Genomic DNA, 15,137 nt, shown 5'->3' with positions numbered 1-15,137 from the left:
TATTTTATGGATATTTATATCAAGAAAGCTATCATCCATCAGTTCAGTCCTGATGACACAGAGTTGTTCTTGGCGGATAAGTTTCTCAATATCACTCCTAAAATCGAGGAATACTTGCGTAAAAAAGTAGAACGTGTGTATTCGGATGATGCTAAAACTGGTATTTTTGAAGAGGATAATCCTTTTTTCAATCACATCACAGAAGATTTAATGGAAACATCTGTGACAATTGCTAATCTCTGGAAAGAGGAATTCTCTGTATCTGAAAACCAAAAGACGAATGACTTGGTTTTTGTCCAGTTTTCAAAAGAGGGAGTAGACCACTTTGCCTTTCTACGAATTGCATTACGCGAAACCTTGACACACTTGGGTGGAGAGGTTGACAATCCAATCAAACTGACTCAAAATAACTTACCTGGGTTTGGAACTGGAGCAGATGAAGCCCTAGTTGTTAATCTTCAAAGTCGCAAATATCACTTGATTGAAAAACGCATCAAGTATAATGGAGCCTTTTTAAACTATTTTTCTGAGAATCTTATTCAAGCACAACCAAAGATTTCACCTAAGAAATCCATTAAGGAACTAGAAAAAACGGCTCAAAAGATTGCCGAAACCTTTAACACAGATGATTTTCAATTTCAATCCAAGGTAAAATCAGCGATTTTCAATAATCTTGAAGAGAATAATGAGCTTTCTCCAGAAAAATTAGCCAATGATCTTTTTGACAATAATCTTACTGCTCGACTTAGCTTCATTGACCAGGTCAAAGAAGCAGTACCTGAGCCAGTACAGTTTGATGAGATTGATGCCAGTCGTCAGTTAAAGAGATTTGAGAATCAGAAACTTTCCTTGTCAAACGGAATTGAACTCATCGTACCAAACAATGTCTATCAAGATGCGGAATCAGTTGAGTTCATTCAAAACGATAATGGAACCTATTCTATCTTAATCAAAAACATCGAGGATATACAAAATAAATAATGTTTAAACTTATACGAAGAATGCTGGTACTAGCAGTCTTCCTTTTCGCTGGTTATAAAGCTTATCTGATTCGTCAGGATGTCAAACAAGTCATGACCTACCAACCCATGGTTCGTGAAATCTTGAATGAAAGAGATACCCCAGCAAACGAAGAGCTTGTGCTCGCCATGATTTATACAGAAACTAAGGGTAAAGAAGGAGACGTGATGCAGTCAAGTGAATCTGCTAGTGGCTCTACTGATACCATAAATGATAATGCAAGTAGTATTCGGCAAGGGGTTCAAACCTTGACAGAAAATCTCTATCTAGCTCAAGAAAAAGGAGTGGATGTCTGGACAGCCATTCAAGCTTATAACTTTGGACCTGCTTATATCGATTTTATCGCCCAGAATGGGAAAAAGAATACCCTTGTACTAGCTAAGCAATACTCCAGAGATACAGTTGCACCTATATTAGGAAATACAACAGGGAAAACCTATCGCTACATCAATCCCATTTCTATTTTTCAAGGTGGAGAACTTTATGTGGATGGGGGAAACTATTATTACTCTAGACAGGTTCAGCTAAATCTCTATATTATGAAAATTTTTAATCTATTTTAAGAGGCTGGGATAAAAGACCTAGCCTCTCAATTGTCTTTGGATTGTCGAGCAAGACGCAGTGGTTGAGTGGGCTCTACTACGCTGATTTCATCAGCTTTTACAGTCCTACTCATCTGTGCGGAGGTGGGACGACGAACTCGAATTCTAACGAATTACCGATTTCTGTCCCACTCTCTTTTATAAGTTTTCTTTAAGGATACTTTAATATGCTAGAGTAGAAAAGGAGGAACGTCTCATGCGAAAGAAATTCTTTCTGACTAGCGCTGCAGTACTTTTAGCAGTTGCAACACTGCAAAGCGTCCAGGCAGCTACTGATGTTCAAAAAGTAATTGATGAAACCTATGTTCAACCTGAGTACGTCTTGGGTTCTTCATTAACGGAAGATCAAAAAAATCAAACACTTAAAAAACTTGGCTATGATGCTTCAAAAGATACTAAAGATTTGAAGACTATGACACCAGAAGTCTACTCAAAAATTATGAATGTCGCAAACGATTCAAGTCTTCAACTTTATTCATCAGCAAAAATTCAAAAATTAGGAGAAAAATCTCCACTTGAGGTTAAGATTGAGACACCTGAAAATATCACTAAAGTGACGCAAGATATGTATCGTAACGCTGCTGTTACCTTGGGCGTGGAGCACGCGCGTATCACCGTTGCGGCACCAATCCCAGTTACTGGTGAAAGTGCCCTAGCAGGTATTTACTATTCCCTTGAGTCCAATGGGGTCAAACTTCCACAAGAAAATAAAGACTTGGCTCAAGAGGAGCTAAAAGCCTTGTCAGATATCAATGATGAAAACAAGGACAAATCTGGCTATGATGCCAATAAACTGAATGTAGCCCTTGCTGATATCAAGGCTGCTATTGCTAAAGCTAAAGAATCTAAGGGTGAACTTACAGAAGATGATGTTCGTAAGATCGTTGAAGATACTTTAAAGAACTATAAACTAGATCAAGTTGTTACAGGCAACCAAGTCAATGTCATCATCAACTTTGCCTTTAATCTTTCTAAGAGTGATATTCTTAATAACGAAGACTTTACAAAGACCCTAAAAGATTTGAAACAAAGTATCGTTGCGCAAGCTGGTGATAGTTTCAGCAATATCGACCTAAACTTTGATGCCAATAAAGCTATTCAAGACGGTGGAAATATCCTCAGTTCAATTTGGCAAGCTATCCTTGATTTCTTCAAGAGTTTTGGTGCTTAGGTCAATTCATGGTATAATAGATGGTAACAGGGTTGTTGCCGTCTTTTTTTGTCGGCTTATAGAAAGTGAAAAATATGTTAAAGAAAAATGATATTGTAGAAGTAGAGATTGTCGATTTGACACATGAAGGAGCAGGTGTTGCTAAGGTAGACGGCTTGGTCTTTTTTGTAGAGAATGCTCTTCCGACTGAGAAAATCCTTATGCGTGTCCTTAAGGTTAACAAGAAGATTGGCTTTGGTAAAGTCGAGGAATACCTGATACAATCTCCTCACCGTAACCAAGACTTAGACTTGGCTTACCTACGTTCAGGTATTGCTGACTTGGGACATCTAGCTTATCCAGAGCAACTCAAGTTTAAAACCAAGCAAGTAAAAGACAGCCTTTATAAGATTGCAGGAATCACGGATGTAGAGGTTGCAGATACACTTGGTATGGAAAATCCTATTAAGTATCGTAACAAGGCACAGGTTCCTGTTCGCCGCGTTAACGGTGTTCTGGAAACTGGTTTTTTCCGTAAGAATTCTCACGACCTCATGCCACTTGAAGATTTTTACATTCAGAATCCAGTCATTGACCAAGTTATTGTAGCTTTACGAGATTTGCTTCGTCGTTTCGATCTCAAGCCTTATGATGAGAAGGAGCAGTCTGGCTTGATTCGGAACCTTGTCGTGCGTCGTGGCCATCATTCAGGACAAATCATGGTTATTTTGGTAACCACTCGTCCCAAGATTTTCCGAGTTGAACAGTTGATTGAACAAGTCATCAAGCAGTTCCCAGAGATTGTGTCTGTCATGCAAAATATCAACGACCAGAATACCAATGCCATTTTTGGAAAAGAATGGCGTACGCTATATGGTCAAGATTACATTACGGACCAAATGCTGGGCAATAGCTTCCAAATCTCTGGACCAGCCTTTTACCAGGTCAATACAGAAATGGCTGAGAAGCTTTATCAGACAGCTATTGATTTTGCGGGGTTGAGTGAAGATGATGTGGTCATCGATGCCTACTCAGGAATCGGAACTATTGGATTATCTGTCGCTAAGCATGTCAAGGAAGTCTACGGGGTGGAAGTTATCCCAGAAGCAGTAGAAAATAGCCAGAAGAATGCTAGTATAAATGGCATCACCAATGCCCACTATGTCTGTGCTACTGCAGAAAATGCTATGAAAAATTGGCTCAAAGAAGGCATCCAACCAACTGCCATCCTAGTCGACCCACCACGTAAGGGCTTGACTGAAAGCTTTATAAAAGCAAGTGCCCAAACAGGAGCTGATCGCATCGCCTATATCTCCTGTAATGTCGCCACCATGGCGCGGGATATCAAACTCTATCAAGAGTTGGGCTACGAATTGAAGAAAGTCCAGCCGGTGGATCTTTTTCCGCAAACGCACCACATCGAGTGTGTTGCTCTGCTTGTAAAAGCTTAGAAACCTTTGAACGAAAGGGATAATGAAAGCCTTGATTGCAAGGCTTTTTGCTTTATGGTGGGTAAGTATCAGAGTGAGAAAATTTTTGGAATGAGTAGAAGTGATAGCTAGAAATTATCAGTTTCTATTTCCATTTACCCTGTGGGTACGTGTTTGTTTCCATTGACAAGGAGTTTGTGGGAATAGAAATGTACCCACCTTGTTTGAATCAAGTGAAGTGTAGTTGAAGGAAATCTGTTGAAAGCAATACTTCATTTTACCGAATAAGTAATAATTTAGGCAACTTCAAATCGATTAAAAAAAACTATTTTAAAGGTTAAGAGTAGACAAAAATTGTCCACTCTTTTTTGTAAACTCAATTTATCAATAAATGAAATGAGGGAATGTAAAATGAAATATTTTGAGGTTGAGTTAGAAAATCCTGATGAATTTTTAAAACTACAAACAGAAGATTTTGTGAAAGCTAATCGCTTGCTACTAAGGAAGATAATCCAGAGCGTTACAGTCTATGAAGAACACTTCGTCATATCCTTTAAATCTGGCATCGAATTGGAAGTATGAGACTCATTCCATAACTTTTATATTGAACATATCATCTTGTTGTGTTATACTATAAATTGATATAAACAAAGATGTAGGAGGAACCGAAACTATGACAGCCTCAATGCGTTTAAGATAAGCTGGCAATAAGAAAAGCAGAATCTATACCCGATGATAGGCTTTTTTGTTGTGCTTATTTATACGATATTGAGCATTCATTAGTTACGGTGAGGATATTGGTTATTTAACTATACCTTTATTTAACTATGTCTTTAATATGAATGTTTCCAAATTGTATGTATGCAGACCAAAAGCCACATTGTGGATTTAGGCCTGCATTTTTTTATTGCCTATAATGCTATTCAAAATAGAAATTTAAGCAAAATAATATGCAGGAGATAATATAAATGGAAAAATACAACAATTGGAAACTTAAGTTTTATACAATATGGGCAGGGCAAGCAGTATCATTAATCACTAGTGCCATCTTGCAAATGGCGATTATTTTTTACCTTACAGAAAAAACTGGATCCGCGATGGTCTTGTCTATGGCTTCACTATTAGGTTTTTTACCCTATGCGGTCTTTGGACCTGCAATTGGTGTGCTAGTGGATCGTCATGATAGGAAGAAGATAATGATTGGTGCTGATTTAATTATCGCAGCAGCTGGTTCGGTGCTTACTATTGTTGCATTCTATATGGAGCTACCTGTCTGGATGGTTATGATAGTATTGTTTATCCGTAGCATTGGAACAGCTTTTCACACCCCGGCTCTCAATGCGGTTACGCCACTTTTAGTACCAGAAGAACAGCTTACGAAATGTGCAGGCTATAGTCAGTCTTTGCAGTCTATAAGCTATATTGTTAGTCCGGCGGTTGCAGCACTCTTATACTCCGTTTGGGAACTAAATGCTATTATTGCCATCGATGTATTGGGTGCTGTGATTGCATCTATTACGGTAGCAATTGTACGTATACCTAAGCTGGGTAATCAAGTGCAAAGTTTAGAACCAAATTTCATAAGAGAGATGAAAGAAGGAGTTGTGGTTCTGAGACAAAACAAAGGATTGTTTGCCTTATTACTCTTAGGAACACTATATACTTTTGTTTATATGCCAATCAATGCACTATTTCCTTTAATAAGCATGGAACACTTTAATGGAACGCCTGTGCATATTTCTATTACGGAAATTTCCTTTGCATTTGGGATGCTAGCAGGAGGCTTATTATTAGGAAGATTAGGGGGCTTCGAAAAGCATGTATTACTAATAACAAGTTCATTTTTTATAATGGGGACCAGTTTAGCCGTTTCGGGAATACTTCCTCCAAATGGATTTGTAATATTCGTAGTTTGCTGTGCAATAATGGGGCTTTCGGTGCCATTTTATAGCGGTGTGCAAACAGCTCTTTTTCAGGAGAAAATTAAGCCTGAATATTTAGGACGTGTATTTTCTTTGACCGGAAGTATCATGTCACTTGCTATGCCAATTGGGTTAATTCTTTCTGCACTCTTTGCTGATAGAATCGGTGTAAATCATTGGTTTTTACTATCAGGTATTTTAATTATTTGCATTGCAATAGTTTGCCCAATGATAAATGAGATTAGAAAATTAGATTTAAAATAAACAATATTGGAGGGATATTTATGTATCTTATTTTCATGTAATTCTTCCTGCTAAAATCGCAGGGTTTTTCCTGCGTACAAGCAAATGAAAGCATGCGATTATAGACAGGAGGAAATGTTATGGAATTAATATTAAAAGCAAAAGACATTCGTGTGGAATTCAAAGGACACGATGTTTTAGATATAAATGAATTAGAAGTATATGATTATGACCGTATTGGTTTAGTAGGAGCAAATGGTGCAGGAAAAAGCACTTTATTCAAGGTACTTTTAGGAGAATTAATTCCCCCAGGATGTAAAATGAATCATCTGGGTGAACTTGCCTATATTCCCCAGTTGGACGAAGTAACTCTGCAGGAGGAAAAAGATTTTGCGCTTGTAGGCAAGCTAGGTGTTGAGCAATTAAATATACAGACCATGAGCGGTGGTGAAGAAACAAGGCTTAAAATAGCACAGGCCTTATCGGCACAGGTTCATGGTATTTTAGCGGATGAACCTACGAGCCATTTAGACCGTGAAGGAATTGATTTTCTAATAGGACAGCTAAAATATTTTACAGGTGCACTGTTAGTTATTAGCCATGACCGCTATTTTCTTGATGAAATAGTAGATAAAATATGGGAACTGAAAGATGGCAAAATCACTGAGTATTGGGGAAACTATTCTGATTATCTTCGTCAGAAAGAGGAAGAACGTAAGAGACAAGCTGCAGAATACGAACAATTTATTGCGGAACGTGCTCGATTGGAAAGGGCTGCGGAGGAAAAGCGAAAACAGGCTCGTAAAATAGAACAGAAGGCAAAAGGTTCTTCAAAGAAAAAAAGTACTGAAGGCGGAGGGCGTTTAGCTCATCAAAAATCAATAGGAAGTAAGGAAAAAAAGATGTATAATGCTGCTAAAACCCTAGAGCACAGGATTGCGGCCTTAGGAAAAGTAGAAGCTCCGGAAGGCATTCGCAGAATTCGTTTCAGGCAAAGTAAAGCATTGGAGCTCCATAATCCATACCCTATAGTCGGTGCAGAAATTAATAAAGTATTTGGGGATAAGGCTCTTTTTGAAAATGCATCTTTTCAAATTCCGTTAGGAGCAAAAGTGGCGTTAACTGGTGGTAATGGAATCGGAAAAACAACTTTAATCCAAATGATCTTAAACCATGAAGAAGGAATTTCTATTTCGCCTAAGGCAAAAATAGGTTACTTTGCACAGAATGGTTACAAGTACAACAGTAATCAGAATGTTATGGAGTTTATGCAGAAGGATTGTGACTACAATATATCAGAAATTCGTTCAGTGCTAGCATCTATGGGGTTCAAACAGAACGATATTGGAAAAAGTTTATCTGTTTTAAGCGGTGGAGAAATTATAAAATTGTTGCTTGCTAAAATGCTCATGGGTAGATATAACATCCTAATAATGGATGAACCCAGTAACTTCCTTGACATACCAAGTTTAGAGGCTTTGGAAATACTAATGAAGGAGTACACCGGAACTATCGTGTTTATCACCCACGATAAACGATTACTCGAAAATGTAGCAGATGTAGTTTATGAAATTAGAGATAAGAAAATAAATCTGAAACATTAAATTTAAGGTAGTCGCTGGTCAGTATAGTCTGTTCTGGTTGGCGACTCCATTGTTAAAGAGTATAAAGACTTTAGATTTTATGAATATTAAAAATAGGAACAGTCAATTGAACTGCTCCTATTTTTCTGCTAAATATATTGTAGTTTTCTTATATGTATAATGATAGATTAGCGGATTCTCATCTACGGTACTTACTTCAAATATGAAGAAGTGATCGCGGTTATCTCTGGACTTTTCCTTATTGAGGACAAAGTAATTCTTACGTGAAGTCGCCATTGTTTTTAGGATATCATCAGTTAGGAAGGTCAATGGAATATTCATGTTAGAGTAGCGGTAGAAGTCACGTTCAAAATCTTGGTAGCTCTCGCTATAATAGTCCATTTGTAGGTGATTACGCTGAAACTCAAGCTGATTCATAGAGCACCTCCTCGACAAGTTCAATACTAATAATGTCTTTTAATTTCAAATTGATGTGACCTGTTGTAGTTTTTATCAAAATGAAATCTTTGGTCAGACTTGGTATTGTTCCAGTGTAGGAAACACGCTTGTTTTTTTCAATCACTTGAATGCGTGTGCGTAGCTGCCCGGCGTATACTTGACTGAGGAGTAATAATTTCTTCTCTAGTGATAAGTCAGACATGTACGTTACTTTGTTTGTATCATCAGAGAGTGCTGATGCATGTTCAGATAGGAAAAAGCCCATCCATTTTTGCATCTTTGTATCCTGGTACTCTCTTGCTGATTGAAATGGTAAATATGAACGGTCAATCATATCAAATCCTTTCTATGCAGAGGCAAGGGTATTTTTATCAAATTGAATCGTAAAACCTTGAATTCCCCCACCTGTGTAACATTCTTTAAAGCGATTGATTACCTCAGTATAGATTATCACAGATGAGCTTGTTGGCTTAATGCTAAATGTAAATTCCAATGGTAATCGGTTTTCAGATTTAGCATGTACTAGTCGTATCGATATTTCAGTTGTTTTGAGTTTTCTCTGACGAAGTTTTGAAGTTGCTGTTTCAACGATTCCATGTAAAAATCTTTCAAGCATTTCAATATCATTACATCCTTTGCTACGGATTTCTGAAAATTGTACTGTATTTTTTTCTTGTTTCATTTTAATCCCTCCAATCCACCCGCGGAATGACCACCGATAAGTTTACTGCGTTCAATATTTCTGGAACCTTCAGTTAGGACGGTTCCTTTTTGTATGGCTAAAAAACCAAACTGTTCTCTGACAACATCAATAGCTGTCTGAAGTCTATTATCTTTTTCAATTTGTTCTACATCATCAAAGAGTGATAGTAGAGTATAGCTTTCATCTACGAAGCCACTATAAGATACACCAATTTGTCTCACTGCACCAGAGGTGTATTTTTTCGGAATAATACAAGTACATGACTCACCATTGTTTTGGGGAGATTTGCGGGTTCAATTTTATTCTGAGCATTTATAGATTTTTTCATCTCAGTCCTAGAATAGCCAATATGAATAGAAACGACAGTAGTCAATACTAGGGCTACTGTTCCGTTCCACAGTATCATTTAAAAATCATTTTCACACCCTTTCGTCTATTAGTATAGAAGAAAGCTCTCAGCACATGTTGAGGCGGTATCACTGCTTGTACGAGCTGAGGCATCAGCGTAGTAGAAGGAGATGTTCCGCCCATGCGATAGCTGTCGTAGAGTAAGGAGTTTACGACGAAACGATACGGCAACAGCGAACCGCCGAGTGTGTTGCTCTGCTCGTAAAAGCCTAGAAAGCTTGGTATGAATTAATAATGAAAAGCCTTGATTGTAAGGCTTTTTTTGCATTTTTGTGATAGAATATAGGTAGTTATAATCGACAGCAACTAAGAAGCAGTAAAAATATTATTCATAAAAAGAATCAAGATAAGGGCGATAAAATGACAGAAATTGATAAAAGGAATTTAGAAAATTATCTTTATTGTACATTTGGAATTACTTATATAGCTTGGGGGATTCTTGCCATCTTTACTCAATCTCATATTTTGGGATTAGAAACATTTATTGGGAGAACATTACATATAGTAGGTGCACTTGGTCCGGCTATTGCAAGTGGCTTTTATTTGAAAAGGAATAATATAAAATTTAAACATTTTGTATTTAATAAAAGAAAAAATAGTAGTATTTATTTCATTATTCATTTGTTAGCAATTTTGATACTATTTTCTGTATCTTCCTTAGAATTAAATGGAGTATCCATTTATCTAATGCCACTATTCTTTATTCAATTAATTTTTTTTGGTGGTGGACATGAAGAATTAGGATGGAGAGGAATATTACAACCATTACTTGATAAAAAATATACATATTGGCAATCTAATTTGATTGTAGGTTCAATCTGGGGAATTTGGCATCTGCCTTTATGGTTTATAGTTGGAGAAAGTCATCAAGGATTTCCTTTCATTTTATTTTTTATATATACATTATTTTTAAGTTTTGTTTTAGGACTTCTTTACCGTCAAATCCAATCAGTGGGTTACTGTATATTATTTCATGCGTTCGCAAATTTGTTAAATCTCTATTTTGTGTTAAAAATTAATCTTATTTTTATTATCATTTTTATTGCTTATTTGATTTATACTATATTGGCGAGTAATAGAATTAGTAAGGAAAAGAATTTGTATCCAAAATAATTGAATATACTCTAGAAAATGAAGATGATTTTGTTCAAGGGAATAAAGTAGAAATAACGAACATTTAGATGAAAGGTTTAGAGTAAACATGAGTCTCTTATTTGAAGAATTTAAAACCATTTGTTTCCATTTAAATCGAGTCGGAATTACACCGACACTGATGGGTTCTTTGGGATTGGAATTTAGAACGAAAGAAAATTGGGGGCCGTTTGACATTGACATTCATGTGCCTGGTGACCCTAGAGGTTGGGAAGCACCTGATCATCTCAGAATTTATGACTGGGACAAGATAATGAAAGTGATGAAAGACTTAGGCTACGTCTTAATAGATATTCATGAGCATGAATTCCAAAAGGATAGAGTGAGTGTTGAATTTGGAAGTATCGATTCCTTACTTGATTTTGCAGGAGTTTCGGAATCGGATATAGAGCTTATTCACATTGAAGGCATCACTTTTCGTCTTCCAAGTCTGGAGCAGTATCTAAGTATTTACAAAGCTTCTTCTCAAGACTCATATCGAAATGATCACAATAACAACAATGATTTTAAAAAAATCGAGTGGCTGGAAAGACATTTGTAAATTATCATATGAAAGTAGTAAGTTGTAAGACTGGCTGCTATGTTATTTTTATTGGTTATTTGATTTATACGATATTGGATAGTAATAGAATTAGTAAGGAAAAAATATTTTAATTTCTAGAATAGGAAGTATTATCATGGGAATATTCGATGATTTTAAGTACAAAGAAAAATGCCAAAATGAAGAAAAAGTAATTGAAGTACTTAAAAAGATTTTAAGAGCAATTCATCTAAATAACTATAGTGAGATTATGGATTGTGTTGATGGTTCAGAAGTTGATGATGTAAGAGAGTTACTAGAATATATTCACGATTCATTACAATTAAATGATTTTGATAAAATTGATGAATATGGTGTAGAATGTAATTTTCATCCGAATTATGAGTATTCTCAACTACAAGTTTATGAATTTAATGATCAAACTGGTTTTGCTGTTGAATATCAGATGACCTCTAATTCTGAATTAGTAGATTTAACCCTAAAATTAGAATTTTTATACCAAGAGGATGGTTACAATATAACTTCTATAGATGTAGATCCTGGATAAACTATAGTTAAATATCTTCGTTATGTAATATATATGTAGACTAAGGATAGATAATTAAATTGTAAGTTGCTTAAATCTTGGTTGGTTTTTCAAATATTGGAAGGATTAATGATGTATCTATTAGAATTGTACCAAAACAATTATTCAAAGGATTTAGTCTTATTTGAGACTTTAGAAGAAGGACGAGAATTTGTAGCTCAAATCCCTGGATATACTTTAGAAACAGAAGATGGTTTTGAAGTAGAGTATGTTAATCCTAAACACTTGCCGGATTATATGGAAATTGTCTTCAATAGAAATATTGTTCCTTTATCTAGATTTTCGTTTAATCCTGAAGAAAATGTGGATATTATTTGGAAAGAAATTTCGAATCTGTCCCTTAAAAACGATAAAGTAATCGAAGGCACTACAAAAGTAGATGCGTATGTCGTTAACAACGATGAAGCGAAAGCTTATGTCGAAGTCAGAGAAGCAAACTTCCGTAAGGCAAAAGCTTTCCTAGAAAACAAAGGATATGAAGTCGATAGAAGCTTTTTCGGAAGTGAAGACGGCGAAGCAATTCTCTACAGAAAACGCGGCACCGAAGATTGGCACTTCTTATGCCACTTAGATCCGCTATTTGCAGAGATTGAAGATGTAGAGGGATATGTTGAAGAAGAGCTGGAAGGCTTGATGTAAGGAATAGAAGAATACTGTACAAGGAGGAATCTGATGCTAGGAGCAATAGTTGGTGATATTGTTGGTTCTATTTATGAATGGGACAACATTAAAACGAAAGACTTTCCATTATATCGTGATGATTGTTTTTTCACAGATGATACAGTTATGACCTGTGCCGTTGCAGAAGCAATTATGAATGGCGGTGAAAAGGATGACTTTATCGATGCCATGAAGAAGTATGGTAGGATGTATCCGGATGCTGATTACGGTGCTAGATTTGATGCTTGGATTAGGAGTGATAACCGTGAGCCATATAATAGCTTTGGCAATGGTTCCGCCATGCGTGTTTCTCCTTGTGCCTGGGTCATGGATTGTGGCTTCTGTGCCAGAACAGGAGCTTTGCCTTCTAGTAGAGATCTTGTGCATCGCTCTGCAGAGGTGACTCATAACCACCCAGAAGGTATCAAGGGAGCTATGGCAACCGCTGATGCTATCTTTCTGTGTCGCTTTTACTTTGGAGGTCACTGTAGGGAGTATGGGCAACCAATCAATGATAACCCTATAGAGTGTAAGAGACGCATCAAAGAGTACATAGAGAAGGAGTATGTGTATAACCTTTCTCAATCACTAGATGAAATTCGTCCTAACTATCGGTTCAATGAAACCTGTCAGGATACAGTTCCTCAGGCGATCATTGCATTTCTTGAAAGTACAGATTTTGAAGATGCGATTAGAAATGCGATTTCACTTGGGGGGGATAGTGATACTCTTGCTGCAATTACAGGTAGTATAGCAGAAGCAGCTTATGGAATTCCTGATTGGATTAAGGAAAAGGCTTATACTTATCTAGATGAGCCTTTAAAAGACGTGCTAAGAAGGTGGGATAAGTACATCTCAGTAGACTAAAATGCACAGTGAGAAAGGATTTCTCAATGGGATTTTTTAATAGGTTAAATAGAGAAAAAGGTTTTAATCAATAAGAAAAGGATTTTATGAAATCAAAAAAATTATTACTCATAAACGGAATCAGTGCCATCATTGGATTTTATGTGATAGTTTATGCCTCTTCTGATAAAGAGGGGGGAAAAATTTTCTATTTAATCTCTCGGTTTGTTGAAGTTCCTGATTTGAGAAATATGGTCTATTTCACCTGTTTTATATTGCTAATTTTGGCTTTTCTGGCATTTTTTCTCCATGATGAGAACTCAAAAGTCAACAAGAAAACCTATCAGTTTCTGTTTACTGCATCCATTCTAGGATTTGTTCCCTTTTTTTCCTATTTTTCTAGTATATTAGCTTTAGTTTCAGGAGTTTTGTACCTGACAGACTATGTGAGTTTATCAAAGAAAGATGTGTAGGAGTTAAACTATTGTCGCTCCAATCTTTTTAATGAGTTATTGAATGTGACCCTGCAAACTTATAGATGGAGTTTCAATAGCATAAATGATACAGTCAGTTACTAGAATTTTTGCCATATCTTTAAAGAGAATGGGATATGAATAAAATAATGGTGATTATTAATCCAACATCTGGTGGTGAAAAAATCTTGGATTATGATGTGTGCATTCCACCCTCAGCGGTATTTGCCTATGGTAAAGAGCAGGAATACCAAGCGTTCAAAATTTATCTGGAAGAAACTTAAGAATAGGTAGTAATATGTTTAATTTTTTTAAGAAAACAACACACAAAAAACTTGAAATCAATCTCCACAACAATTCAATGATTATTAACGGAACCAGCTTATCTTTTCCTTTGTCCTTGAAAGATATTGAAGCTGTATTGGGGAAGCCTGACCAGGTTGTCAAAAGAGATAATAAGTTTATTAAATACATTTATGACAATATTGGTATTGTATTTGAACATTCTTTCTCGATTAAAAATCATTTAAAAAAATCTAAAACATACATTGATGAGGAACATTTGATTTCTACTGTTTTCCTCTACTATGGCGATGTTGTAAAATCTATGACTGGAGAGAAAGAATTGCCAAAGCAACCATGTCAAGCTGTGGTATTAACAGATGGAAAATCGCCTTATTTCTTTTCTGATAGGCATAGAGTAGGGGATTTTAACCTTATTTTATGGACTCCTTATGGATCTAATTTTAAAGAAATTACAGAAATAATCACAGACACACTTTCGATTTCTTATTTTCCAGAGATAAAACGTGAACGGGAAAGCTACAAGTTAAAAACAACTGATGAAGAAGTGCTTCACTTTGACAATATAACTTTTAAACTAGCCGTTATCCAGGTTTTAATGTATGATTTAGAAGTTTTGAAACCTGTTTTTAATATTTTTGATTTTGCAGAGGAAGCCAGTGAGTTGAACATCGACACAGAAAGTATGGAGATTATTCAGCCAGCACTGGATTATATGATAAATCTTCCTATACCTAAGAAATATGCTGAACAAGTTCAAGAAATCGATATGGATGGAGGTAACGAGATTTATATGAATCTGATACCTCAGTGGGACGGTGAAGATGATAGTTTCGATCTAAATGAAGTTAGTCTTAAAGAATTGCAACAGTTTCCAAATCTGAAGAAAGCGACAATTATGACTAGTAATTTTGAACAAGTTGAGGATATTTTTAAGAGTCAAGGAATAAAAGTAGAACTACTATAAACGTCCTTTTTAACTAGATTTAATAAGTTCTCTCAAGAGGGAGTGTCAAAGGATGACGTTTAGAAAATAGCTATTTTAGATCTGCTCTT

The 15,137-nt window shown here is 36.0% G+C and carries 19 protein-coding genes; 15 read left to right on the top strand and 4 right to left on the bottom strand.

Annotated elements, in window-relative coordinates:
• Positions 1 to 6 precede the first annotated feature (6 nt).
• The 7 genes from AB2B47_RS02040 to msr(D) all read left to right on the top strand — a co-directional run bounded on the left by AB2B47_RS02040 (position 7) and on the right by msr(D) (position 7,971).
• Positions 7 to 981, top strand: a complete 975-nt coding sequence (locus AB2B47_RS02040; RefSeq protein WP_006148471.1) for a nucleoid-associated protein — start codon at positions 7 to 9, stop codon at positions 979 to 981.
• Positions 981 to 1,583: a lysozyme family protein gene (locus AB2B47_RS02035; RefSeq protein ID WP_025170346.1), complete on the top strand. Its 603-nt coding sequence runs from the start codon at positions 981 to 983 to the stop codon at positions 1,581 to 1,583. The genes AB2B47_RS02040 and AB2B47_RS02035 overlap by 1 nt, the downstream gene beginning before the upstream one ends.
• A gap of 235 nt (positions 1,584 to 1,818) precedes the next feature.
• Positions 1,819 to 2,793, top strand: coding sequence for a DUF1002 domain-containing protein (locus AB2B47_RS02030; protein WP_320693501.1), 975 nt, complete (start codon positions 1,819 to 1,821; stop codon positions 2,791 to 2,793).
• Positions 2,794 to 2,867: 74 nt separating this feature from the next.
• Complete coding sequence (gene rlmD, locus AB2B47_RS02025; RefSeq protein ID WP_320693500.1) at positions 2,868 to 4,223, top strand: 23S rRNA (uracil(1939)-C(5))-methyltransferase RlmD; 1,356 nt, start codon at positions 2,868 to 2,870, stop codon at positions 4,221 to 4,223.
• Between the two features lie 390 nt (positions 4,224 to 4,613).
• Positions 4,614 to 4,784: a hypothetical protein gene (locus AB2B47_RS02020; protein WP_002941306.1), complete on the top strand. Its 171-nt coding sequence runs from the start codon at positions 4,614 to 4,616 to the stop codon at positions 4,782 to 4,784.
• A 386-nt stretch (positions 4,785 to 5,170) separates the two neighbouring features.
• Positions 5,171 to 6,388, top strand: coding sequence for a macrolide efflux MFS transporter Mef(A) (gene mef(A) / locus AB2B47_RS02015; RefSeq protein ID WP_014636304.1), 1,218 nt, complete (start codon positions 5,171 to 5,173; stop codon positions 6,386 to 6,388).
• 119 nt (positions 6,389 to 6,507) lie between these two features.
• A complete protein-coding gene (gene msr(D) / locus AB2B47_RS02010) occupies positions 6,508 to 7,971 on the top strand; it encodes an ABC-F type ribosomal protection protein Msr(D) (RefSeq protein ID WP_014636305.1) in 1,464 nt (487 codons plus the stop codon).
• A gap of 117 nt (positions 7,972 to 8,088) precedes the next feature.
• Here msr(D) and AB2B47_RS02005 read toward each other — a convergent pair whose 3' ends face one another.
• From AB2B47_RS02005 to AB2B47_RS01990, 4 genes are read right to left on the bottom strand one after another with little or no spacing between them, the layout of a single operon-like run.
• Positions 8,089 to 8,388 carry a DUF5960 family protein gene (locus AB2B47_RS02005; RefSeq protein ID WP_001072467.1) on the bottom strand — a complete coding sequence of 100 codons (300 nt, stop codon included), beginning with the start codon at positions 8,386 to 8,388 and terminating at the stop codon, positions 8,089 to 8,091.
• Complete coding sequence (locus tag AB2B47_RS02000; protein WP_000567222.1) at positions 8,375 to 8,743, bottom strand: hypothetical protein; 369 nt, start codon at positions 8,741 to 8,743, stop codon at positions 8,375 to 8,377. Before AB2B47_RS02000 ends, AB2B47_RS02005 begins: the two co-directional genes overlap by 14 nt.
• A 12-nt stretch (positions 8,744 to 8,755) precedes the next feature.
• Entirely contained in the window at positions 8,756 to 9,091 is a 336-nt protein-coding gene (locus AB2B47_RS01995; protein WP_000806926.1) for a DinB/UmuC family translesion DNA polymerase, read from the bottom strand.
• Entirely contained in the window at positions 9,088 to 9,333 is a 246-nt protein-coding gene (locus AB2B47_RS01990) for a hypothetical protein (RefSeq protein WP_001813542.1), read from the bottom strand. Before AB2B47_RS01990 ends, AB2B47_RS01995 begins: the two co-directional genes overlap by 4 nt.
• 547 nt (positions 9,334 to 9,880) lie before the next feature.
• Here AB2B47_RS01990 and AB2B47_RS01985 point away from each other — a divergent pair.
• From AB2B47_RS01985 to AB2B47_RS01950, 8 genes are all read left to right on the top strand, one after another.
• Positions 9,881 to 10,633 carry a CPBP family intramembrane glutamic endopeptidase gene (locus tag AB2B47_RS01985; protein ID WP_320693499.1) on the top strand — a complete coding sequence of 251 codons (753 nt, stop codon included), beginning with the start codon at positions 9,881 to 9,883 and terminating at the stop codon, positions 10,631 to 10,633.
• Positions 10,634 to 10,721: 88 nt separating this feature from the next.
• Positions 10,722 to 11,213 carry a phosphoribosylanthranilate isomerase gene (locus AB2B47_RS01980; protein ID WP_320693498.1) on the top strand — a complete coding sequence of 164 codons (492 nt, stop codon included), beginning with the start codon at positions 10,722 to 10,724 and terminating at the stop codon, positions 11,211 to 11,213.
• A gap of 136 nt (positions 11,214 to 11,349) precedes the next feature.
• Complete coding sequence (locus AB2B47_RS01975) at positions 11,350 to 11,760, top strand: DUF7668 domain-containing protein (RefSeq protein ID WP_006151498.1); 411 nt, start codon at positions 11,350 to 11,352, stop codon at positions 11,758 to 11,760.
• Between the two features lie 111 nt (positions 11,761 to 11,871).
• Positions 11,872 to 12,438, top strand: a complete 567-nt coding sequence (locus tag AB2B47_RS01970) for a hypothetical protein (protein WP_006152313.1) — start codon at positions 11,872 to 11,874, stop codon at positions 12,436 to 12,438.
• Positions 12,439 to 12,471: 33 nt separating this feature from the next.
• Positions 12,472 to 13,326, top strand: coding sequence for an ADP-ribosylglycohydrolase family protein (locus AB2B47_RS01965; protein ID WP_320693497.1), 855 nt, complete (start codon positions 12,472 to 12,474; stop codon positions 13,324 to 13,326).
• An 86-nt stretch (positions 13,327 to 13,412) separates the two neighbouring features.
• The gene (locus tag AB2B47_RS01960; RefSeq protein WP_320693496.1) at positions 13,413 to 13,778 is read left to right on the top strand and encodes a hypothetical protein; all 366 of its coding nucleotides are present in this window, start codon (positions 13,413 to 13,415) and stop codon (positions 13,776 to 13,778) included.
• A 137-nt stretch (positions 13,779 to 13,915) separates the two neighbouring features.
• Complete coding sequence (locus AB2B47_RS01955; protein ID WP_320693495.1) at positions 13,916 to 14,062, top strand: hypothetical protein; 147 nt, start codon at positions 13,916 to 13,918, stop codon at positions 14,060 to 14,062.
• Positions 14,063 to 14,076: 14 nt separating this feature from the next.
• Positions 14,077 to 15,048 carry a DUF6892 domain-containing protein gene (locus AB2B47_RS01950; protein WP_320693494.1) on the top strand — a complete coding sequence of 324 codons (972 nt, stop codon included), beginning with the start codon at positions 14,077 to 14,079 and terminating at the stop codon, positions 15,046 to 15,048.
• Positions 15,049 to 15,137: the final 89 nt, after the last annotated feature.

Source organism: Streptococcus wuxiensis, from assembly GCF_040888245.1.
GTDB lineage: Bacteria > Bacillota > Bacilli > Lactobacillales > Streptococcaceae > Streptococcus > Streptococcus wuxiensis.
Note: the sequence above shows the minus strand (reverse complement) of the source record. Positions and strands in the feature narration are given on the sequence as shown.

Bases quoted from the DNA above. Each gene is read 5' to 3' on its own strand.
- AB2B47_RS02040 (WP_006148471.1), top strand. From the start codon at position 7: ATGGATATTTATATCAAGAAAGCTATCATCCATCAGTTCAGTCCTGAT.
- AB2B47_RS02035 (WP_025170346.1), top strand. From the start codon at position 981: ATGTTTAAACTTATACGAAGAATGCTGGTACTAGCAGTCTTCCTTTTC.
- AB2B47_RS02030 (WP_320693501.1), top strand. From the start codon at position 1,819: ATGCGAAAGAAATTCTTTCTGACTAGCGCTGCAGTACTTTTAGCAGTT.
- rlmD (WP_320693500.1), top strand. From the start codon at position 2,868: ATGTTAAAGAAAAATGATATTGTAGAAGTAGAGATTGTCGATTTGACA.
- AB2B47_RS02020 (WP_002941306.1), top strand. From the start codon at position 4,614: ATGAAATATTTTGAGGTTGAGTTAGAAAATCCTGATGAATTTTTAAAA.
- AB2B47_RS02005 (WP_001072467.1), bottom strand. From the start codon at position 8,388: ATGAATCAGCTTGAGTTTCAGCGTAATCACCTACAAATGGACTATTAT.
- AB2B47_RS02000 (WP_000567222.1), bottom strand. From the start codon at position 8,743: ATGATTGACCGTTCATATTTACCATTTCAATCAGCAAGAGAGTACCAG.
- AB2B47_RS01995 (WP_000806926.1), bottom strand. From the start codon at position 9,091: ATGAAACAAGAAAAAAATACAGTACAATTTTCAGAAATCCGTAGCAAA.
- AB2B47_RS01985 (WP_320693499.1), top strand. From the start codon at position 9,881: ATGACAGAAATTGATAAAAGGAATTTAGAAAATTATCTTTATTGTACA.
- AB2B47_RS01980 (WP_320693498.1), top strand. From the start codon at position 10,722: ATGAGTCTCTTATTTGAAGAATTTAAAACCATTTGTTTCCATTTAAAT.
- AB2B47_RS01975 (WP_006151498.1), top strand. From the start codon at position 11,350: ATGGGAATATTCGATGATTTTAAGTACAAAGAAAAATGCCAAAATGAA.
- AB2B47_RS01970 (WP_006152313.1), top strand. From the start codon at position 11,872: ATGTATCTATTAGAATTGTACCAAAACAATTATTCAAAGGATTTAGTC.
- AB2B47_RS01965 (WP_320693497.1), top strand. From the start codon at position 12,472: ATGCTAGGAGCAATAGTTGGTGATATTGTTGGTTCTATTTATGAATGG.
- AB2B47_RS01960 (WP_320693496.1), top strand. From the start codon at position 13,413: ATGAAATCAAAAAAATTATTACTCATAAACGGAATCAGTGCCATCATT.
- AB2B47_RS01955 (WP_320693495.1), top strand. From the start codon at position 13,916: ATGAATAAAATAATGGTGATTATTAATCCAACATCTGGTGGTGAAAAA.
- AB2B47_RS01950 (WP_320693494.1), top strand. From the start codon at position 14,077: ATGTTTAATTTTTTTAAGAAAACAACACACAAAAAACTTGAAATCAAT.